The 20,788-nt window shown below is 62.3% G+C and carries 21 protein-coding genes; 17 read left to right on the plus strand and 4 right to left on the minus strand.

Going from position 1 to position 20,788, the window contains the following annotated elements; all coding sequences use genetic code 11:
* The first annotated feature begins 111 nt into the window (after positions 1-111).
* Complete coding sequence (locus LXM55_RS26495) at positions 112-2,847, plus strand: LuxR C-terminal-related transcriptional regulator (RefSeq protein WP_233323111.1); 2,736 nt, start codon at positions 112-114, stop codon at positions 2,845-2,847.
* On the opposite strand, the gene LXM55_RS26500 is transcribed toward LXM55_RS26495, so the two are convergent.
* The 3 genes from LXM55_RS26500 to LXM55_RS26510 all read right to left on the minus strand — a co-directional run bounded on the left by LXM55_RS26500 (position 2,836) and on the right by LXM55_RS26510 (position 6,006).
* Entirely contained in the window at positions 2,836-3,768 is a 933-nt protein-coding gene (locus LXM55_RS26500; RefSeq protein ID WP_233323112.1) for a LysR family transcriptional regulator, read from the minus strand. The genes LXM55_RS26495 and LXM55_RS26500 overlap by 12 nt on opposite strands.
* Before the next feature lie 245 nt (positions 3,769-4,013).
* Positions 4,014-5,339 carry a sensor histidine kinase gene (locus tag LXM55_RS26505; protein ID WP_233323113.1) on the minus strand — a complete coding sequence of 442 codons (1,326 nt, stop codon included), beginning with the start codon at positions 5,337-5,339 and terminating at the stop codon, positions 4,014-4,016.
* Positions 5,332-6,006 carry a response regulator transcription factor gene (locus tag LXM55_RS26510; RefSeq protein ID WP_233323114.1) on the minus strand — a complete coding sequence of 225 codons (675 nt, stop codon included), beginning with the start codon at positions 6,004-6,006 and terminating at the stop codon, positions 5,332-5,334. The genes LXM55_RS26505 and LXM55_RS26510 overlap by 8 nt, the downstream gene beginning before the upstream one ends.
* A gap of 139 nt (positions 6,007-6,145) precedes the next feature.
* Here LXM55_RS26510 and LXM55_RS26515 point away from each other — a divergent pair, with 139 nt between their 5' ends.
* The 4 genes from LXM55_RS26515 to LXM55_RS26530 all read left to right on the plus strand — a co-directional run bounded on the left by LXM55_RS26515 (position 6,146) and on the right by LXM55_RS26530 (position 8,355).
* Positions 6,146-6,328, plus strand: a complete 183-nt coding sequence (locus LXM55_RS26515) for a hypothetical protein (protein ID WP_233323115.1) — start codon at positions 6,146-6,148, stop codon at positions 6,326-6,328.
* Entirely contained in the window at positions 6,309-6,563 is a 255-nt protein-coding gene (locus tag LXM55_RS26520) for a hypothetical protein (protein ID WP_233323116.1), read from the plus strand. Before LXM55_RS26515 ends, LXM55_RS26520 begins: the two co-directional genes overlap by 20 nt.
* A gap of 165 nt (positions 6,564-6,728) precedes the next feature.
* Entirely contained in the window at positions 6,729-7,229 is a 501-nt protein-coding gene (locus LXM55_RS26525; RefSeq protein WP_233323117.1) for a methylated-DNA--[protein]-cysteine S-methyltransferase, read from the plus strand.
* Between the two features lie 397 nt (positions 7,230-7,626).
* Positions 7,627-8,355 (plus strand): helix-turn-helix transcriptional regulator, encoded by a 729-nt coding sequence (locus LXM55_RS26530; protein WP_233323118.1) that lies wholly within the window; start codon positions 7,627-7,629, stop codon positions 8,353-8,355.
* On the opposite strand, the gene LXM55_RS26535 is transcribed toward LXM55_RS26530, so the two are convergent.
* The gene (locus LXM55_RS26535; protein WP_233323119.1) at positions 8,356-9,024 is read right to left on the minus strand and encodes an acyl-homoserine-lactone synthase; all 669 of its coding nucleotides are present in this window, start codon (positions 9,022-9,024) and stop codon (positions 8,356-8,358) included. It abuts the gene before it with no gap.
* Positions 9,025-9,463: 439 nt separating this feature from the next.
* Between LXM55_RS26535 and LXM55_RS26540 the strand changes: the two genes are divergently transcribed.
* The 12 genes from LXM55_RS26540 to LXM55_RS26595 all read left to right on the plus strand — a co-directional run bounded on the left by LXM55_RS26540 (position 9,464) and on the right by LXM55_RS26595 (position 20,769).
* On the plus strand, positions 9,464-10,732 hold the full coding sequence (locus LXM55_RS26540) for a beta-ketoacyl-[acyl-carrier-protein] synthase family protein (protein WP_233323120.1): 1,269 nt from the start codon (positions 9,464-9,466) through the stop codon (positions 10,730-10,732).
* A gap of 2 nt (positions 10,733-10,734) precedes the next feature.
* The gene (locus tag LXM55_RS26545) at positions 10,735-11,538 is read left to right on the plus strand and encodes a MaoC/PaaZ C-terminal domain-containing protein (protein ID WP_233323121.1); all 804 of its coding nucleotides are present in this window, start codon (positions 10,735-10,737) and stop codon (positions 11,536-11,538) included.
* On the plus strand, positions 11,535-11,801 hold the full coding sequence (locus tag LXM55_RS26550; protein ID WP_233323122.1) for an acyl carrier protein: 267 nt from the start codon (positions 11,535-11,537) through the stop codon (positions 11,799-11,801). The genes LXM55_RS26545 and LXM55_RS26550 overlap by 4 nt, the downstream gene beginning before the upstream one ends.
* A gap of 36 nt (positions 11,802-11,837) precedes the next feature.
* Positions 11,838-12,737, plus strand: coding sequence for a diiron oxygenase (locus LXM55_RS26555; RefSeq protein ID WP_233323123.1), 900 nt, complete (start codon positions 11,838-11,840; stop codon positions 12,735-12,737).
* A complete protein-coding gene (locus LXM55_RS26560) occupies positions 12,734-14,257 on the plus strand; it encodes a phytoene desaturase family protein (RefSeq protein WP_233323124.1) in 1,524 nt (507 codons plus the stop codon). Before LXM55_RS26555 ends, LXM55_RS26560 begins: the two co-directional genes overlap by 4 nt.
* On the plus strand, positions 14,254-15,093 hold the full coding sequence (locus tag LXM55_RS26565) for an alpha/beta hydrolase (RefSeq protein WP_233323125.1): 840 nt from the start codon (positions 14,254-14,256) through the stop codon (positions 15,091-15,093). The genes LXM55_RS26560 and LXM55_RS26565 overlap by 4 nt, the downstream gene beginning before the upstream one ends.
* A 36-nt stretch (positions 15,094-15,129) precedes the next feature.
* Positions 15,130-15,885: an SDR family NAD(P)-dependent oxidoreductase gene (locus LXM55_RS26570; protein ID WP_233323126.1), complete on the plus strand. Its 756-nt coding sequence runs from the start codon at positions 15,130-15,132 to the stop codon at positions 15,883-15,885.
* Positions 15,886-15,923: 38 nt separating this feature from the next.
* Entirely contained in the window at positions 15,924-17,429 is a 1,506-nt protein-coding gene (locus LXM55_RS26575) for a phytoene desaturase family protein (protein ID WP_233323127.1), read from the plus strand.
* 42 nt (positions 17,430-17,471) lie between these two features.
* Positions 17,472-17,843 (plus strand): ferredoxin FdxA, encoded by a 372-nt coding sequence (gene fdxA, locus LXM55_RS26580; RefSeq protein WP_233323128.1) that lies wholly within the window; start codon positions 17,472-17,474, stop codon positions 17,841-17,843.
* Positions 17,844-17,865: 22 nt separating this feature from the next.
* Positions 17,866-19,503 (plus strand): phytoene desaturase family protein, encoded by a 1,638-nt coding sequence (locus tag LXM55_RS26585; RefSeq protein ID WP_233323129.1) that lies wholly within the window; start codon positions 17,866-17,868, stop codon positions 19,501-19,503.
* 99 nt (positions 19,504-19,602) lie between these two features.
* Positions 19,603-20,034: a hypothetical protein gene (locus LXM55_RS26590; RefSeq protein ID WP_233323130.1), complete on the plus strand. Its 432-nt coding sequence runs from the start codon at positions 19,603-19,605 to the stop codon at positions 20,032-20,034.
* A gap of 90 nt (positions 20,035-20,124) precedes the next feature.
* Positions 20,125-20,769, plus strand: coding sequence for an MBL fold metallo-hydrolase (locus tag LXM55_RS26595; protein ID WP_233323131.1), 645 nt, complete (start codon positions 20,125-20,127; stop codon positions 20,767-20,769).
* Positions 20,770-20,788: the final 19 nt, after the last annotated feature.

The raw sequence follows: 20,788 nt of genomic DNA on the forward strand, positions 1-20,788 counted from the left end.
GTCATAGTCTTTTTCACCCGAATGGTCGCAAAAATCTTCAACTGGTCGCTTTTTACCGCTAGTCTGCGGGCATCTGCTACGCCGACACCCCTACATCTATAAGAGTTGGCCATGACTGAGCTGTCCCCCCTTCAACGGTCTGCCAGCGCGGTGATTCCCGCGTTGGAAGGGCGTTTCTATCGACCCCCCCTGCCCGACGGATACGTGCAGCGGCCGCGTCTTTGCGAACGCTTGAGCGCCGGGTTGCAGGGCCGGCTGTTGCTGGTCAGTGCGCCGGCCGGGTTCGGCAAGAGCTCGTTGGCGGTGGAGTTCTGTCAGGGTTTGCCGGGGAATTGGCAGAGCCTGTGGCTGGGGTTGAGCCGCCGGGACAGCGATCCCGGGCGCTTTCTTGAGCGCCTGTTGGCCGGCTTGCAGCAGTATTTTCCGCAATTGGGCCGACAGTCCCTGGGCCTGTTGAAAATGCGTCAGCGTCACCAGCCCTTCGCCTTTGAAGAGTGGCTGGACGGGCTGCTGGACGAGCTGGCGGTGCAATTGTCCGGTGCCAACCCTCTGTTGCTGGTGCTGGACGACTATCACCTGGCCCAGGGCCCGGTACTCGATCGTTGCCTGCAGTTTTTTCTCAATCACCTGCCCGATGGCCTGTTGGTGCTGGTCACCAGCCGCCAGCGTCCGGACTGGCACCTGGCCCGGCTGCGGCTGTCCCGGCAGTTGCTGGAGCTCAATGAACAGGACCTGCGCCTGACTTACGACGAGTCGCTGAGCCTGCTGGACCGGCACAGCAGTTCGTTGCGCGGCGAGGCCCTGGAAAACCTCATCCAGCGCAGCGAGGGCTGGGTGGCCGGGCTGCGCTTCTGGTTGTTGGCGGCGTCCGAAGCCGGAGCGGTGGGCGCGCTGCCCCAGGGGCTGCACGGTGGAGAAGGGCTGATCCGCGACTACCTGCTGGAAGAGGTCATCGATTGCCTGCCCGCCGAAGTCCAGTCATTCCTGTATGACACGGCGCCCCAGGAGCGGTTTTGCGCCGAGCTGTGCGATGCCCTGCGCGAAGCCCATGACAGCGCCGAGATCCTGGGTTTCCTCCAGGCCCACCAGGTGTTCCTGGTGCCCCTGGACGAACACGGCCACTGGTACCGGTATCACCATCTGTTTTCCGACCTGCTGCGCAGCCGGCCTGCGGTCAATGCCCTGGTGCCGGCCGCCAGCCTGCATTTACGCGCCTGCCGCTGGTTCAACGCCCAGGGGCTGCTCGACGAAGCGGTGGAGCAGGCCCTGCGTGCCGGGCATCTGGATGTGGCGGCCAACCTGGTGCAGAACCTGTCCGAAGAGCAACTGCTGGCGGAGCAGAACGTTGGCATGCTGCTGCGCTGGAAGATGGACCTGCCGGACAGCCTGCTGATCAGCACTCCGCGGCTGATCGTGCTCTACAGCTGGGCTCTGGGCCTGGCCTGCCAGCTGGACGCGGCGGAGGAACTGGCCAGCCATCTGAGCCGTTTCCTGCCGGCGCCCTCGGCCACTGCGCAAAAGTCGATGCTGGCGCAATGGCTGGCCCTGAGCGGGATCATCGCCCGTGGTCGCGGCCAACGGGAAAACACCCTGGCCTATTGCAGCGAGGCCCTGCAAAGCCTGCCCCCGAAACGTTATGGGCAGCGCCTGATGTGCCTGTCGACCTTGTCCAACCTGGCGATTACCGATGCCGACCTGTGGCGCGCCCGCAGCCTCAATCGCGAGTCCCTGGAGCTGGCGCAACGGGTCGGCAATCCGTTGTTCGAGGCCTTGGCCCACTACGATCGGGCGCGGGTCCTGCAGGCCCGTGGCGAAATACTGCGGGCGCTGGAGGAAGTGCACCAGGGGCTGTGGCGGTTGCAGGGGCTGTCGTCCCTGCGGCTGTATGCGGTGCGAGCCCGGCTGACCCTGTATGACGGTTATCTGCTGACCTTGCGCGCCCAGCCCGAGGCCGGCCTGCTGCGCTTGCAGGCTGGGCTGGTGGAGGCCCGGGCCTGCCGTGATATCAGCGTGCTGATCGGCCATTGCGTGATCGCCAAGCAGGAAGGCTTGTGCGGCGAATTCTCCCGGGCCTTTGCCGAGCTGGCTGAGGCCGAGCGCCTGATGCACATCTGGGACGTGCCGCCGATCTATTACCTGGCAATGATCACCCTGGTGAAATGCGAGCTCTGGCTGGCCCAGGGGCGTACCGATCTGGCCGAAGCCTGGCTGGCCCGTCTGGGCCAGACCTATACCGGCGAGCAGGCGGCCGCGCCACCGGAGTTCCATCCGCAACTGCCGTTGCACATCGAATTGCAGCAGGCCCAGCTGGAAACCATCAAGGGCGATCCGAGCCGGGCGGAGCAGCGCTTGAACCGTTTGGTCGAGCATGGCCAGCACAGTGGTCGACAACTGTTGAGCGTGATGGCCCTGACCCAGAAAGCCGCTCTGTTGCTGGCGCTTGGCCGCGGTCCCGAGGCCCGCCAGGACCTGGCCCAGGCCCTGGAAGCCGGGGTCGGAGGCGCTGTGCAGCCGTTCATGGCACTGCTCCAGCAGCACCCCGGCTGGATGCGCGAGCAGTTGCAATACGGCGTATCGACAGCCCTGACCCAGGCATTGCTGGAGCGGCTACCGGCGGCGCCCCGTGAACCTCAGGAGGCGGCCGCGCATAGTGAATCCTTGAGCTCCCGCGAGCTTTCGGTGCTGCAGTTGATTGCCCAGGGCTGCTCCAACCAGGAAATCAGCGAGCGCCTGTTCATTTCGCTGCATACGGTGAAAACCCATGCCAGCCACATCAATAGCAAGCTGGGGGTCGAGCGTCGTACCCAGGCCGTGGCCCGGGCCCAGGAGTTGGGGCTATTGGGGTAGTGCTGCCGGCGGCAATGGCTGCCGGGCCAGATGCTCCTTGCAGTAATCGGCGAACAGCCGCGCCGGCTTGGTCAACTGGCCGCGCTTGAGCCAGGCCGCCACCAGGCCCGAGCCGGTGACGTCCTCGACAATGTCCACACAGACCACCGGCTTGCCGTCGTAGGAGAACGGCGAGTGGGGGCGGGTCACTAGGATCGAGAAGCCGAAGCCCTGTCCCACCATCCCGCGGACCATTTCGATGGACGGCGAGCTGAAGGCTATCTGCGGCGTCAGCCCCAGTTCTTCGAACAGGCTGACGAAGTAGGTCCGGCTGGGTTGCACGTCCAGCAAGATCATCGGTTCCAGGCACAGGTCGCGCAGCGATACCTGGGGCTGCTTGGCATAGCGATGACCGGCCGGCAGCAGTGCGTAGGGCCGTTGCGGCGGCATCAGAGGCTCGGTTTCGATGGTGCCGTCCAGGTCGTGCTCATAGAGGATTGCCAGGTCGAACGCGCCCCCGGTCAGGCCCTGCACCAGTTCCTGTTGCTCACCGTCGCGGATGCGGATTTCCACGCCGGGATAGAGCGCGCTGAAACCGGCGATCAGCTGCGGCAGGTACAACGGAGCCACGGTTTCAAAGCAGCCGATATCGATCTGCCCGGACACCACGTCGTTGTCCGCCAGTGCGTTCTGCTCGAACTCCTTGGCCATGCGCAACAGCTCCTGGGCCTTGCGGTAAAAGCGTGCACCGCTGGGGGTCAGCGATACACCGAGGGCGTGATGGCGGATCAGCAACTGCACCCCGAAGCTGTCTTCCAGGCCTTTGATGGCGGTGGAGATCGATGGCTGGGCGATGTACAGCTTGCGCGACGCCTCGGCGACGCTGCCGCACTCGACGGTGGTGATGAAGTACTTGAGTTGACGCAGATTGTAGGCGGCCACAACTAACCTCGTTCTTTGCCCGGGCACAGGGGAAGGCCGGGTCATGGCGACCCGGGGCTTGCTCGCATCACGGCGTATGCCGTGGGCTTGATGCAAGCAAGTTACGCACCGGCAAGGCTCCCCTGGCGCGTTTTTTTGTCCCGCCACAATACGCACAACTGTGGTGTTGGAGGACGAGGCCTAGGCAGCTTTTTCATCGCTTGCGAGTACATATTTCCTCGCTTGGCGTTGCGTGTTTGCGGGGCTCAGGTGTGCGCTTCGGCGTCCGCCGAGGCCGGGCTATCGGGGGCGGCTTCAAAGTCCAGGGTTACGCTGTAGCGTTGTTCTTCCATCAGGACGTCGATACGCCAGCCCAGCCGGGCGCACAACTGACGCATCAGTTCCAGGCCCAGGCCATAGCCGAAGTCGCTGGAGGGCTCGACCTGCTCGGTGTTGCGAATGCGGTTGAGGATGCGCAGGCGCGGGTGCTCGAAGTGGATCTCGACGCTGCCTTCTTCAGCATATTGCAGGGCATTGCGCAGGAAGTTGCCGACCACGATCCGGCAGGCGGTCAGGGGCAGGCGGCAGGGGGTATTGCTGATATCCAGTATCAGTTCGATATCGCGCTTGCCGATCAGGTAGCGGTGTTCCTGGATCAGTTCGTTGACCAGCCCGCTCATGTCGATGGCTTCTTCAGGCAAGGCTTCGGGCAGTTCCCGGCTCATCCAGAGCAGGGTTTCGGCAATGCACTGCATGTTCAATACCGAGCGCTCGATACGCTGCAGGGGCGGCGGCAGGGCACCGCCGGATTGCAGGGTCAGCAGTTCGATATTGGCCTTGAGCACCGCCAGCGGGGTGCGCAGTTCATGACTGGTGTAGCGCAGCAGCCGACCTTCGCGCAGGCTGGCAGCCTGCACCTGTTGCATGCTCCGGGCCAGGGCGTCGGCCAGCATGTTGAACTCCTTGAAACTGAAATTGGGCCGTTCGCCGGACACTGCGTCCGGGTCCTTGAGGGTGCTGGACCATTGGGCCAGGCGCCCCAGGGGGCGGACCAGCCACCAGACCAGCAGGGCAATGATGATCAGCGCCGGTATGAATACCGCCAGGCTGATGAACATGACCCCGTGCAGCTCTCGGTCGAGGTAGGCGTCAGACAGTGGTGTCTCGACTTCACCACCTTCCTCCTGGTCATGGTCGACGTCGTACATGTACAGGGTCTTGCCGTCCGCCAACGGCTGGGCAAGGATCGCCCGGCCTTCATCGTCGTCATCGGAATCCAGGTCGCCGAAGACCTGGACCGCGCCGAAGGACAGGCTCGGTGGCGTGTCCAGCAATTGGCGGACCTTGTCGGGCAACGCTTCCTTGCCAATCACGCTGGTATAGAAGTAGTTGTGCGGAGGCGGGGTCGTGGGGTCCTTGTTGTAGTGCCTGGCGAAGTACTGAGCCTCTTCCTCCATCATCGCGCTGGCCGTATAGAGCAGGCCGCGGACGCTGTATTCCGGCAGCAGCAGGCTGTAGATCAGCAGCACCACGCCGATCAGCAGCAGGAAGCTGCCGCTGATCACCCATTTCAGGCTCAGGACATTACGCATGTGACCTCAGCTGTATGCCGATACCAGGAAGGGTGTGGATCAGCGGCTGGCCGAAGGATTTGTCCACGGTCTTGCGCAGCCGGTGCATATGCACTTTGAGGGTGTCGCTGTCCGGTGGTTCATCGCCCCAGATCGACGCCTCTAGCCGCTCCCGGGGGACTGGCTCGGGGCTGGCGCGCATCAGGCATTCCAGCAAGGTCCAGCAAATGGGCGACAGGTGCAGCTCCTGGCCGGCGCGGCTGACCTTGTGGGTGGACAGCTCCATCACCAGGTCGGCCACCTGCAGGCGGCTGGTCTGGCCGCTGCGGCGCATGCTCAGGGCGCGGATCCGGGCGACCAGTTCGGCCAGTTCGAAGGGTTTGACCAGGTAGTCGTCGGCACCGGCGGCAAAGCTGGCGAGTTTGTCCGACAGGGCGTCCAGAGAGGTGAGCATGAGAATCGGCGTCTGGCTGCCGTGCTGGCGCAACTGTTCGCACAACTGCTGGCCGTCCAGCCGCGGCAGCATGATGTCCAGGAGTATCACGTCGTAGTGCTGGTTCAGAGCCAGGTTGAGGCCGGTCTGGCCATTGCTGGCGTGGTCGCAGACGATGCCGCCGATTTCCAGGTACTCAATGACGGTGTTGGCCAGATCAAGGTTGTCCTCGACCAGCAGCAGGTGAATATGCACGGAAACGTCCCCTTGGACCCTTGGCACTTGATGGGCCGAAGGATAGCGGAAGCCGCTGCTGTTCCGTCGATGTTTACCTGCTGTTAACCCAGTTCTGTCTAAGCTTGTGCTCTTCTTAACTGCAGAGCGCGGCACAGCCATGAACCTGTCTTCAGTGGTCAAAGGCATCCTGCTGTTGGTGATTCTCCTTGGCCTGATGGCCTGCGTCCTGCCGTCCAGGGCTCCCATGGCGCGTTTCGGCGATGGCGGCCCCTTGAGCTGGTTCCTGATGGGACACAACCTGGAACGGGTGGAGGCCGACCATGTCGCGAGTACAGCCTGACGATAGCAATGCCAACTACACCGATCAGTTGGTGCTGTGTCTGATGCTGATTCTGTGTGTATCGATCTCCCTGGGTGCCTACATCGTACGTTTCAATGCGCAGATCGACCGGCAGCGTGAGCTGTCGCCCGTGCTCCTGCTGGAGTGCGGGCAAGGACGTGGGGCCTTTATCGTCGATCCCCATGGCCGGCGTAGCAGCAGTGACAATTGCTACCTGGTGGATGAGGATGACTAGCCTGGCGATCAGGTAGCCCGCAGAATGATCCGCCGTGGAGTTCCAGCGCAAGAAACGAGGTTTTAGCGCTGGAATTTCGTTCTACAGTACGGGCGTACTGAGATGAAGGCGGCGCCCTCCCGGGGTTTCAGCCGGATGCCTTTGATGCAATCAAGGAGAGCTGAGATGTCCTGCGTATTCAAGACAATGCCATCCCCGGTGGGCCAACTGACCCTGGTTGCCCGGGGAGCCAAGCTGGCGGCAATTCTCTGGGAGCACGAACGGCAGAACCGGGTACGTCTCGGCCCGCTGCAGGAAGCGGCGGATCATCCCGTGCTGCTGGAGACCGAGCGGCAGCTACGCGAGTACTTTGCCGGTACGCGCGAGCGTTTCGAGATCGAGCTGGATTTTGTCGGCACCGAGTTCCAGTGCAAGGTCTGGCAGGCGCTGTTGACCATTCCCTTCGGCGAAACCCGCAGCTACAGCGAGATTGCCGTGCAGGTCGGCAGCCCCAAGGCCGTGCGCGCGGTCGGGGCGGCCAACGGCCGCAATCCGATCTCGATCATTGCTCCCTGTCATCGGGTGATCGGTGCTTCTGGCAGCCTTACCGGCTTTGCCGGTGGGTTGCAGGCCAAGCAGTACCTGCTGGCGCTCGAAGGCGAGCAGACGTTCCAGTTGGCGTTCTAGCCGGGTGCAGGCCTCCTGCCGCCAGGAGCGGCTTCGCAAAACGTGACCGGCAAGGTTCCGGCCAAGGCCAGGTTCATTGCCTGTAACGACTGTGGCAGAGCGGTTGCCTGGATATTTGTGCGACGTTGCCGCGAATAAATAACGAGCGGCTTTATTTCAGTCGTCAAAAAAACATCACAAACAGCTCTGTATACTTCTTCGCAAGTACAACTAAAGCCGCACGAAGCGTTCACTTGATTTCCTTTCGATCATGCTTGAAGATATTTTGCCGGAATATCTCGTTAACTAATGGGGGCGTGCGCGCCATTATTACCTGATTGGATATAATAAAAATCTTGCATTATCTTCGCCGTCGTTGTGATGGCAAAGTAATTCTAAAAGACAACGAGCCTATGACATGGATAGTCGACTCAAATACTCAGGCTTTGTCGCCTCCGACGAAAGTCAATCAAACGTCTGTTTACAATTGGAAATTGAAAAGCTGCTTGGTGACGTGCAGGGATTAAGTTATGCCTACTTTGCCGCACCTAAAAACAGGGAAGTAACCCCGCTTATTATTTCGAACTATCCCTCGCGCTGGCTCAAGGCCTATAAGAATGCCAACTATCATTTGATCGATCCGATCATTCATCACGGCCTTAAAAGTTGTGCGCCCTTTTCCTGGAACGATGCGCTCCAGGCGTGTGGCAACAACAAGGCACAGGAGCTGTTTCGCCGTTCCAGCCAGTACCGGATCTGTTTCGGCGCAACCTTTACCCTGCATGACGCCGGGGGCATGTTCAGTGCCCTGAGCCTTTGCGATGGTGGCCAGCAAGCCGATTTCGAGCGTCGCATGGCTGACCAGCAGGGGCAGATCCAGATGGCGTTGATCAGCTTTCATGGGCGGCTGTTGAGCCTGCGGACGGTGGATGAGCTGTTTCCCGAGTCGCAGAACGGCCCGCTTTCGGCCAGGGAGCTGGGGGTGCTCAAGCTGGTGATGATGGGCAAGGTCTACCGGGAAATCGCGCTGATGTGCGCGATTTCCGAGCGTACCGTGAAATTTCACATGTCCAACATTTCCGAGAAGCTGCAGGTCTGCAATGCCAAGCAGGCGGTCTACGAGGCGCAGCGCCAGGGCATTCTCTGATCAGGCGCTGACCCGCCGGGGTTCGTCGAGTGGCTGCAGGCGGTGCGGCCACTGGCTGGCCTGGCGGGGTGAGAGCGGGTGTTTGCGAGCGATGCCGGCCAGCAGTTGCTGACGGTTGAGCTCGTTTACCGGCATGTTCAGCAAGAGCACCCGTTCCCCGGGCGAGGCTTCGCCGCTATCCAGCACCTCGTAGTGCCAGCCGGCATTGCGCACGATCCGCCCCATGGCGGCGCTGACCACCGTGATGATCGATTCCAGGCCGCTGCTGGCGGCATGGTTGTGCATGCACAACAGCAGCATTTCGGTCAGCGGCGCGCAGGCCAGGCCAAGTTGGCGCGAGCGGGTCTTGTCGACGAAGAAGCGGCTGGATTCGGCCATCAGCGCCTGCTTGGGCGGTTGGCAGCGGAAGAAGTCCCGGAAGGGGCCTTCGACCATATAGGGGTCCAGGGTATTGATCAGGCGCAGGCCGGCCAGCGGGATATTGTCCCAGGTGCCGATCAGGTAGGTGGTCCGTTCGTTGTCATATTCATCGAATTCAATGCCGTTGTTTATATTAACTTTCCAATTTAAACGATCGGCGAATACTTCTTTGCGCAAGCCATACAAGTCCGAAACCCAGGCATGGGGTGTCGCACTATAGGCCAGTGCGTGAAATTCGATAGATTTCATATGGCTAAGACTCTTCCGTGAGAAGTGGTACTTAAGTACTAAGTAGTGGGCTGCGCTGGATGAGAATCCGCGCGCGAAAAAAGTCAATCGAATGACTTTTGTTAGTTTATCAATCTGTGCTCTGCGGCGACCTGTACTTAGGTGTAGTTGCCATTGTGATTGTTTGAGTTTTTTAAGTCTGCGTTGATCTGTACCTAGATACAGTTGTCGGCCCCGGGCAATTACGACAACTTATCCCCGCCGGTGGTTAAGGCCTATCCGACGTCGTCGCGATGCACTCTTCAATGTTGAATGAGTTTCAAATAGACGTCATGGCCAGTACTTGCGAGTACCTCCACTTGCGCTATCGCCGAACATGCCACTGACAGTGCGGGCCTCTGGAACAGGCTTCTTCAGGCTGCGTGGCATCTCCAGCCAAGACATCGAAACAGGGAAGATCATGGAAAAGCCCGCTTCTTCAGAATCGCGCCGGGTGGTTGTAACCGGTTATGGCGCCATTTGCTCGCTCGGCCAGAATGTCAATGCCATCTGGGACGCAATGATGGATTATCAGGTCGGCTACCGTCAGCACCGCTTCGATGATCCGAGCATCCATGCACGTTACTTCGGCTTCATTGACGACTTCGGTCGTGAAGCGATGCGGCCGTTTTCGAAAAAGATCTCCAAGATGTTGCCGTTGTTCGCCAAGTACAGCCTGGTGGCCACCCACGAGGCGATTCACATGGCGTTCGGCGACACGCCCCTGGACGACATCGTCTCGCCCTTCGAGCGCGGGGTGATCCTGGGTACCGGCTGGGGTGGGCTCGACACCGCCAACTGCAACAACAACGAATACCGCGAGCAGGGCATTTCCACGTCGTTCGCCACCGTCATGTCGATGTGCAATGCCGCCACTGCCGGCATCACCATGAACTGGAACATGCGCGGTATCCAGAACAGCCCGGTGGCGGCTTGCGCCACTGGCACCATCGCCATTGGCGAGGCTTATGAAGCCATCCGCAGCGGCCGCGCCAGGGTGATGATCGCCGGAGGCAGTGAATCGCTGAAGGAGCAGTTCAACGTCTGGTCGGTGGATGTCATCCAGGCCCTGACCAAGGAACAGGAAAACCCGCGCCTGGCGTGCTGCCCGTTCAGCAAGGGCCGCAGCGGCTTTGTACTCTCCGAGGGCGCGGCGGTGCTGTGCCTGGAAGACTATGAGCTGGCCCGGGCGCGGGGCGCGAAGATTCTTGGCGAGATCACCGGCTACGCCAACTATTCGGACGCCTACGACATGACGGCCCCCGCCGAAGACATGCAGGCCCGGGTACGGGTGATCAACGATGTCTGCCGCCAGGCCTGCGTGGAAGCGGCGCAGATCGACTACGTCAACCTGCACGGCACTTCGACTCCGCTCAACGATGTCAACGAAACCCGCTCGATCAAGCTGGCTCTGGGGGACGCCGCCTATGGCATCCCGATGTCCAGCACCAAGTCCTACACCGGTCACCTCATCGGCGCCGCCGGGTCCATGGAGGCGATCTTCTGCCTCAAGGCCATGGATCGCGGCACGGTCCCGGCGACCCTCCACATGGATGAGGCCGACCCTGAATGCGACCTCAACTACGTGCCCAACCAGCATCTGCATGGGCAGTCCCTGACGAACGTACTGAACCTGAGCTTCGGCTTCGGCGGTGCCAACGCCGGCATCATGCTGCGCAAGGTGGTCTGATCATGCAGCTGCAATTCGGAGCCGAGCAGATCGAGACTTGGGCCGGTCTCTCCGGCGATCGCAACCCGATTCATTTCGATCTTGAGGCCGCTCGCCGCATGGACGCCGCCGATGTGGTGGTGCACGGCATGCTGGCGCTGCTGCCGGTCAAGCACCGCATGGGCCAGGTGGTGCAGGGGCTGCCCCAGGACTGGATGCAGTTCAAGGCGCTGCTCAAGGCGCCAGTGCTGCGCGACAGCACCGTCGCCCTGTCGACCCGCGAGCGCAGCGACAGTACCGGGTTCAAGCTGCATTCCAGCGACGGCGGCAGTGAGCACGTCATTGGTCATGTCCGCGCCGTCGAGGCCCCGGTCTGGTCTTCCACGACCCCGGGCTTCCTGCTGGCGCGCGAGGAGGTGACGGCCTGGCTCGCCCGGTTCCGGGGCGACCTGGGCCGGGGCTTCGATGACTGGGTCGCGCTCGATGCCCTGATCTTTTCCCATTTCCTTCGCCATCGGCTGGGGGTGATCTTCGATTGCCTGTCGCCGCAATTCGGCCCAGGGCCGGATCGGCTCGAAGACCTGTCCGAGCATCTACTGGTCGTGCAGACCAGCCACCAGATCACCTTCTGCACGTCGCTGCGTTCCCTGGGCGAACTGCAGGCCGATATCCGCTGCGAGATCGACAACATTCACCTGATCGAAAGCCCGGGCAAGGCCGTGGGCACCCTCGATCTCGGGGTGTTCGTCAGCGATCGCCACGTAATGACCATCACCCTGGGGCTGATGATAAAGGCCCTCCCAACCTCCCAAGGAGTTATGCAATGACCACTGTAGAGCATGTATTCGCCGTTGTTCGCGACCTCATCCTGGAGCTCAAGGATGTCGACGAAGATGCCGTGACCCTCGATACCCACATCGAGTCGATGGAGTTCGACAGCCTGGACTTCGTCGAGATGCAGGTCGTGGTGCAGAAGAAGATCGGCGTGGCGCTGGACCCCGATTCGTTCGCCCGCCGCAAGATCGCCACGCTGCGCCAGCTGTGCGAGTTCGTGGTCGAGCTCAAGGAATCGGCCGCCGTACCTGCCTGACCGGGCAGGCCCACTGTTACGCATAGGAGCAAGGGAATGTCCACGCTGACCAATAGTGTGCTCGCCATTTCAGAAGCAAGAGAATCCAAGGTCCGCAAGCTGAGCGAAGTCTCGCATCACAAGACCATGGACCACGCGACCGTGCTGCCCTGGGACCAGGATGTCGATCGCAGCCTGTACCCGAAGGACCCCGACCATCTGTGGATCAACGGCACGCGTTTCTGCGAAGGCCTGAGCGAGGCGCAGAAGCTGGAGCTGGCCTGGCTTGAGACCGGCCGTGACATCTCCATGTTCATCTGGCTGGAGCAAACCATTCCGCCGCTGTACATGGGTTACGTCACCCAGTTCCATGACCGCATCTCCCAGGACCTGCAGGAGTACCTGATGATCTTCTCCAAGGAGGAGATCGTGCATACCCTGACGTTCAAGCGCTTCATGGCCAAGGCCGGCCTGCAACTGTGGAACCCGCCGGTGGGGCTCTACGAGTTGCTCACCCAGACGCTGCCGAAGATGGAGCCGGCGGTGGGCGTGCTGTTCACCCTGCTGATCGAGTGGGTCGCGGAGATGGGCGCAATGCACACGTCCCAGGGCCCCGGCATCGAACCCATGACCCGGACCATGTTCCGCGAGCATCACCATGACGAGGCCCGGCACATCGCCTTCGGCCGCTGGATCAGCGAGTCGTTCTTTGAAACGGCCAGCCCGGAGTCCATCGCCCAGGTGAAGGCCATGAGCCGCCGGATCATTCCGGCGTTGATCGACATGTTCACCTACAACCCGGAAATCGCCCGGCACACCTCGTTCGAGTTTCCGATCGCGATGGACGACAAGGCGAAGATCGAGGAAGTCTGGCGCTCGGAACACAATGCCCGGCTCAATGACCAGCGCTTTGTCGAGATCTACGCCTGGGTCGACAAGCTGGGGCTGCGCCAATGAGCCAGCCGTCCTGGGACGCCATTTTCGTCGGTGCCGGGATCACCAGCCTGGCCTGCGCGGCGATGCTGGTGAAGCGCAACCCCGGGGTGCGCCTGCTGGTGATCGACAAGCATATTGTCGTCGGCGGTTACGCTTCCACCTTCAGCCGGCCGAAGCAGGACGCCGTGTTCGACTGCAGCCTGCACAAGCTCAGCGGCATGGCCGAGGGGGGCAACCTGATCCGCATCCTGCGCGACCTGGAGCTGACGCAGGCATTGGACCTGGTCTATCCCCAAGACTACTTCTGCGCCTACCGGGACGGCAGCGTGCTGCCACTGGCCAACGATGCGGACGAGGCGCAGCGCCAGCTGGCCGAGCGCTTTCCCCATCAGGTCGAGGCCATCGCGACTTTTTTCGAGCATGTGCGCACCTACGGGCGCAACGGTTACTACCAGTTCCAGATGCTGGACGGCACCTTTGAGCCGGACATGGCCCAATTGCGCTTCGCCCATCGCAACCTGAAGCACAAGACCGTGCGCCAGGCGCTGCACGAGCTGTTCGACGATCCCTACCTGATCGAGATCCTGGCGGCGCCGGGCATCTATGTCGGGGGCTACTCGGAGGACCTGGGCTACCTGTACTACCTGCATGTGGTGTACGCCACGCTGAACCGCGGCAACGCCTATGTCGCGGGGTCCTCACAGCTGCTGTCGAACCTGCTGGCGCAGCGTATCGAACAGGCCGGTGGGCAGGTGCTGCTGAGCACCCGGGTCGATGGCGTGCTCACCGACGGCCAGGGTAATGCCACGGGCGTGAGCACCAACCGTGGGGTGTTTCATTCGTCGCAGGTGTACATCAACGCTTCGCCGCACTACGCGGTGCAGCACCTGTTCGCGGCGGACGTGGAGCTGGATGCCACCCGGGAGAAGCTCAGCGCGCTGAAGCCGGCCCGCTCGACCACCACGGTGTACCTGGTGACTGACCTGCCGCCGGAGCAACTGGGCCTGGAACACAGCGAGTCGATGCTGTTCGCCAGCGACCCGGCGGCCGGCGCCGAACTGCGCATGGCGGCGCAAGCCAGTGGTTATGACGCCGCCCTCAGTGAACGGGCCTTCTGGGAAATGTCGCCGATCGAAGTCACCAACTATCACGCCCTGGACCCGAAGGCGGGGCTGGTGGTGTGCATCAACGTGCTCGACTCGATCGCCCATTGGCCCCAGCGCCGCACCGCGCAGTACCGGGCCAAGAAGCAGCGGGCCGGCGAGGTCCTGGTGGAGCGCCTGCTGAGCCAGGTGCCGCAGTTGCGCGGGCATGTGCTGCACACCGAGGTCGCCACGCCCCACACCTATGTGCGCTTTACCAACAACACCGATGGCTCGGGGTATGGCGCGATGGTGGGGACTGACCTCAAGGGGCATGTGTTCCATCACGGGTTCCCGGTACAGGGCGTGCAGTTTCTCAGCGCCTGGGTGGCGGGCCCCAGTTATGAAGCCGCATTCGGCTATGCGGAGATGAAAGCCAGGCAATGGAGGCGGGCATGAGCAAGCACGAGCAAGCGACCGGCTGGCTGGGGATCGCCATTTCCAAGCTGTTCATCCGGGTGATGTTCCGCCAGGTGCAGGGCTGGACGCGCGCGGTGCCCAGCCACGCGGCGGGCTTTGTCGAGACGGCGCGCGATGGCAGCCGGCTGGAGGGCGCTTCGCTGCGCACCACGGCCATGCGCCCTCGCGGCGTGGTGCTGTTGTGTCATCCGTTCCTCAAGTACGGCATGCACTACTTTTTCGAGAACAACCTGGACCAGGCTTTTCTCGACCAGGGCTATCACGTGGTGGCCTTCAACTTCAAAGGTTTCGGCCGCAGCACCATCGGCGGCCACGCGTTTGCCGACGATGTGCTGGCGATTGCCCGGCGTGTCACGCGGGACAACCCCGGCCTGCCCATCCACCTGGTGGGCTGTTCGTTCGGTGGCTATCACCTGTCCCACGCCCTGGCGCGGGATGCCACGCCCTTTACCTCGGCGGTACTGGACAGCGTGCCGATTTCCGTACGCAGCTACTTCACGCGCGGGCCGCTGCGGCTGGCGATGCGCTGGATCAGTGGCAGCCGGCTGGCGGTCCCCACGGGTACCTGCGCCATCGATCACTCGCTGCGCGACGTGCGTCATTTGCCGATCGCCTATTTCTACGGGCGCAACGACCGCTTCATTCCGGATGCCAGCGTGGCGGGGCTCAGCCTGGATTGCGAAGCGTTGCATGTGGTCGGTTTCGATGATTGCCGCCACCTGGAAAACCACAAGAAACACCGGGACCGCTATTTCGAGGAAATCTTTGAATTCTTCGCCCGAGCGGAAGCCCGGAAAAACGCCGTGCCGGCCTAACGGCGGCAGGGATCATCAGGCTAAAGGATGTAGATCATGGATGTTCAGCAGTCTTCAAACGGGAAATGGGTACTGGTCAGTGGCGGCAGTCGTGGCATCGGGCGCGCGCTGGTGCTGGCCCTGGCTCAGGAGGGCTATCAGGTCGCGTTCACCTATCAGTCCTCGGCCGAGGCGGCCCAGCAGCTGGAGCGTGAGGTGGCCGCCCGCGGTGGCCAGGCCTTCGGGCATGTCTGCGATGGGCGGGCCCCGGCTTCGGTCGAGGCCGTGTGCGGGCAGTTGGTGGAGACCCTGGGCGAGCCCTACGGTTTGATCAACAACATGGGCGTGACCGGCGACCAACTGCTGTTCAACTTCGACATCGAGCGTTACCGCGACGTGGTCGCGACCAACCTCGACTCGGCGGTGTACTTCAGCAAGTGCCTGGCCCCGGCGATGGCGGGTGAGCGGCGCGGCAAGATTTTGCACATGTCCTCGGTCAGCGGGCTCAAGGGCAACAAGGGCCAGTTGGGTTATTCGGCGACCAAGGCGGCGATGATCGGCATCACCAAGACCATGGCGCTCGAGCTGGCGCGCTTCAAGATCACCGTCAATGCCATCGCCCCGGGCTTCATTGCCACCGAGATGGTCGAGCAGATCGCCGAGCCGGTGCGCAAGTCGATCACCGACACCATTCCCCTCAAGCGCTTCGGTGACGTGCGGGAAGTGGCGGCCCTGGCCAGCTTCCTGCTGTCGCCCCAGGCCGACTACATCACTGGCCAGACCTTCGTCATCGATGGCGGCCTGACGGCCTGATGGATTGTCCCGATCTGGCCGCAGAGCCAGGAGAAGTCATGAAGCAAGAATACGATACCGTTTTCATCGGTGCGGGCCTTGGCGCGCTTGCGAGCGCCAGTCTCATGGCGCAACGGGGCCAGAAGGTCCTGGTGGTGGAAAAGCACAATGTCCCCGGTGGTTATGCCAGCAACTTCCGCCGCAAGGATTTCAATTTCGATGTGTCGCTGCATTCGTTCGACGGGGTGGTCCGCGGCGCCGAGTCGTTCAAGGTGATCGAGGCCTGCGGCGTGGCCGACAAGGTCGAGTTCCTGCATCACCCGACCCTGTACCGCTATCGCTCGGAGGACATCGACCTCACGGTCGGGCACCGCGACCTGGAAGGCTACAAGCGCGAGTTGTTCCGCTTCTTTCCCGGGGAAGTCGACAACATCAACCGGCTGTTCGCCGAGTCGCAGCGCAACTACAAGGATCTGTGCGGCTTCCTGTATTCGCGCAAGCCTTTCTGGATGCGGCTGATGGCCACGCCGATGGCGTATCCGCGGGTGCTCAAGTATGGCCACGAAACAGTGGACCACTACTTCTCGCGCTTCACTGCCAACGAGCGCCTCAAGGAAGTGCTGTCAGCGCAATGGAGTTACTACGGCCTGCCGGCCAAGGACTTGGCGTTCGGCTATTTCTCCTACCCGTTCATCGACTACCTGGAGAACGGCGGCTACTCGATCAAGGGTGGATCGCAGGCCTTGTCCAACGCGCTGGTCGAGGTCATCGAGCAGCATGGCGGCCGGGTCGAGCTGGAGTCGTCGGTCAACCAGATCCTGGTCGAGCGCGGCCGGGTCGGCGGGGTGGTGACGCGCAAGTCGGGCCAGGTCCGGGCGCGCAATGTCGTGGCCAATATCTCGCCCCATGCGGTCATGGCCCTGGCGGGCAAAGAGCACTTCAGCGACAAGTACCGCGCGCGATTGCGCCGGCTCAAGCTGTCGGTGTCGGGTTTCCAGGTCTACCTGGGGCTAGATTGCCCGCTGAGCGAACTGGGCGTGGGCCCCGAGGAGTACATCCACTTCTTCGCCCCGCGCAAGACCCAGTGCGAACAGTTCGAGCACATCCAGGCCGGCGAGCTGCACGCTGACAACACCAGTTGGTCGATCAACTACTTCTCCAACGTCGATGCCTCGATGGTCCCGCCCGGCAAATCCAGCCTGGGCCTGTTCACCCTGACGGGGCCCAACGAGTGGCATTCCCTGGACAAGCTCGACTACCGGCGCAAGAAGCATGAACTGACCGAGCTGCTGATCGGCAACGCCGAGCAGGTGATTCCCGGCCTGCGCCGGCATATCGAGGTGTGCGAGGCGGGTTCGCCACGCACCATGGCCAAGTTCACCCATAACCCGCAAGGCGCGATCTACGGCTTCGAGCAGAGCACGCGGCAGTCCGGCCTGTTCAATCGCTTTCCGCAGAAATACCCGCTCAAGGGGCTGTACCAGGTAGGGGCCTGGACATTCCCCGGCGCAGGCTTCATCGGAACGATGTTGTCGGCGCGCTTGCTGGTCGACCGCTATTTCTGAGCGGCGGCTTCCCAGTCAAACCAGACCTTCACGAGACTCACCATGACCTACGTAGTGACTGACAACTGCATTCAGTGTCGCCATACCAGCTGCGTCGATATCTGCCCCGCGGATGCCTTCCACCTGGGCCCCAACTTCATCGCGATCAACCCCCAGGAGTGTGTCGACTGCGGCCTGTGCCTGCCGGAGTGTCCGGAGGCGGCGATTCAGCCGGAGAACCAGCTCGATGACAGTAACCGTCATTTCATCCAGCTCAATGCCGAGCTGGTCCAGCACTGGCCGGTGATCCTGCAGCGGATTCCGCCCCTGGAGCACCATGAGCAATGGAGCGGCAAGCCGAACAAGCTGCCGCACCTTGTTCGCGAAGCCGACGCGGTCGACCCGACACGTGACCACCACCTGGCTCATGCCTGATACGCGACTGGAACAGTACCCCATGCAAAGCTTCGACCGATTCAAGACCCTCGAGAGCGACACCTTCGACGTGATAGTGGTGGGCGCCGGCATTGGTGGCCTGACAGCCGCCGCGACCCTGGCCAACCGTGGCAAGCAGGTGCTGGTGCTGGACATGCACTATGAAATGGGCGGCTGCGCCACGGTGTTTCACCGCAAGGGCAAGGACTATGAGTTCGACGTCGGCCTGCACTACATCGGCGATTGCGGCAAGCACGGCCTGATTCCGCGGATTCTGCGGGGCGCGGGCATCGACGACGGTGAAATCAAGTTCATCGAGCAGGACCCGGAAGGTTTCGAGACCCTGTGCTTTCCCGATTTCCAGTTCGCGGTGCCGCGTGGCTACGAGCGCTTTCGCGAGAAGCTGCTGGAGGCCTTTCCCGAAGAGCGGGCGGGCATCAATCGCTACTTCAAGATGCTGCAGCAGGTCTGGGATTTCATGGGCATCCATTCGCGTCCGCTGACGGCGTTGTGGGTGCTGCCGCGCTCGTGGATGCTGATGCGCCATGCCAACTCGACCGTGGCGCAATTCCTTGACACCTGCACGCAGAACCAGCGCCTGCGGGCCATCCTGACAGGGCAGTTGGGGGTCTATCACCAGCCGCCGAGCCGCGCGACCATGGCCGGCCATGCGGCGGTGGTCAATCACTTCCTGCAGGGTTCCTATTACCCGTCGGGCGGTGGCCAGCTGTTTTCCGACAAGCTGGGCGCGGTGGTCGAGCGCAAGGGCGGCAAGATACTCCTGCGCTCCAAGGTCGAACGCATCCTGATCGAGAACGGTCGCGCGGTGGGGGTCGAGTTCAGCAACAAGCACTTGGGCAAGCGCGTGGTCAAGGCCGACGCGGTGATCTGCAACGCCGATATCAAGCAGGCCCTGCTCGGTTTGATCGGTCGCCAGCACCTCAAGCCCAAGACCGTGCGCCGCGCCGAACAGTTCGAGATGTCCCCGGCCATGGGCGTGGTGTATCTGGGCATCGACATGGACCTCAAGGCCATGGGCCTGAAAAACACCAACTATCGCATCTACCCGGGGTGTGACTACGAGAAGGCCTATCGTGATGTGTTCGCCGGAGTATTTCCCGAGGAGCCCCATCTGTTCATCGGCAACGCCACCATGAAGGATCCGGACAACCCGGCCATCGCCCCGCCGGGCATCTATAACCTGCAACTGATGTCGGCGGTGCCCTCGACGCCGCAGAGCTGGGGGGTGACCCAGGCCGAGCTGGACGATGGCAGCTACAGGAACAACCCTGTCTACCTGGAGAAAAAAGAGTGGTATGCCCGCCAGTTGATAGCCCTGGCGGAGCGGGTGATTCCGGGAATTTCGGAGCACATTGTCTACCAGGAAGTCTCGACGCCGTTTTCGGTGACGCGGTTTATCGGCTCCGAAGGCGGGACGTCCTATGGCCTGGCCTTCACCCCGGAGTATTTCTTGAACAAGCGGCCGGGGGCCAAGACGGAAATCCGCAACCTGTATCTGTGCGGAGCGTCCACCCGTACCGGGCACGGCATCTTCGGCGCCATGACTGGCGGGGTGGAAGCGGCCGCGGCGGTCAGTGGGCGTCATGTGCGTTATCAGGTCATGGACATCGGCACCCGCGCCGAAGCGGCTACCCGCTGACGCAGTCCCCATGGCGCTCGCCGTTGGGGCGCCATGGGGGCTATGCTCCTGCGCTGGGAGCACTGGACTGACCCGAGGCGGTCTTCAAGGAGCGAAGAAATGACAGATCAATACAACATGGCACTGCTGGTTGGGGCCGGGCTCAGCCTGCTGGCGGCGCTGATGCACGTCGGGGTGATCATGGTCGGGCCTTCCTGGTATCGACTGTTCGGCGCGGGCGACCGATTCGTGCGGGCGGCCCAGGCCGGCCGCTGGTTTCCGGCACTGGTCACGGCAGGCATCGCCCTGGTACTCACGGCATGGGCGGCCTATGCGCTGTCCGCGGCCGGGGTGATAGAACCCTTGCCTCTGCTGCGCCCGGCGCTGTGCGCGATCACCCTGGTCTATCTGCTGCGTGGCCTGCTGGGGCCGCTGGCGCTGGCGGGCACCGGGCGTAGCAGGCGCTTCATCGTGGTCAGCTCGGCGATCTGCCTGGCGTATGGGCTGGTGCACCTGCTGGGCCTGGTGCAGGTCTGGGGAACCCTGGCCTAGGGGCGCCTGTTGCGTGGGGTGTTGAAAGTCGCAGGCGATTGCGGTCACCCTTGACGCCATCGACCTGGCATCAGCCTTTCAGGACCCTTCATGAATAGCGCAAAACCCGCAATCATCCGCGAAACCTTCCCCGTCGGCCCCTTGCAGTGCAACTGCACGATCATCGGCGACCCGCTGACCAAAAAGGCCATAGTCGTCGATCCGGGGGGCAATCCCGACCTGATCATGGCTCGGCTCGATGCCCTGGGGCTGAAGGTGGTCAGCATCATTCACACTCATGCACACCTGGATCATTTCCTGGCCTCCGGGCAGATGAAGGAGAAAACCGGCGCCACCCTGCACCTGCACAAGGACGACCAGTTTCTATGGGACAACCTGGAGATGCAGTGCAGCATGTTCGGCGTGCCCTACACCCCGGTACCGTCACCGGATCGCTGGCTGGGGGACGATGAGGAACTGGCCTGCGGTTGCGGCGTGGCCTTGCACACGCCTGGGCATACTCCAGGTTCCATGAGCTTTTGGTTTTCTGAAGCTAAGCTTCTGATTGCCGGCGACACGCTGTTCAAGCGCGGAGTGGGGCGCACGGATTTGTGGGGTGGCGACCAGGCCACTCTGGTGCGCTCGATCAAGCAGCGTCTTTATACCCTGGACGAAGACGCCACAGTGGTTGCCGGGCACGGTCCAGACACCCGGTTGGGTGATGAGATGCGTCAGAACCCGTTTGTGAGAGCCTGACTATTTGCTCGGCGGCTCA

The sequence above is a fragment of the Pseudomonas sp. Au-Pse12 genome (assembly GCF_021341665.1).
Lineage (GTDB): Bacteria > Pseudomonadota > Gammaproteobacteria > Pseudomonadales > Pseudomonadaceae > Aquipseudomonas.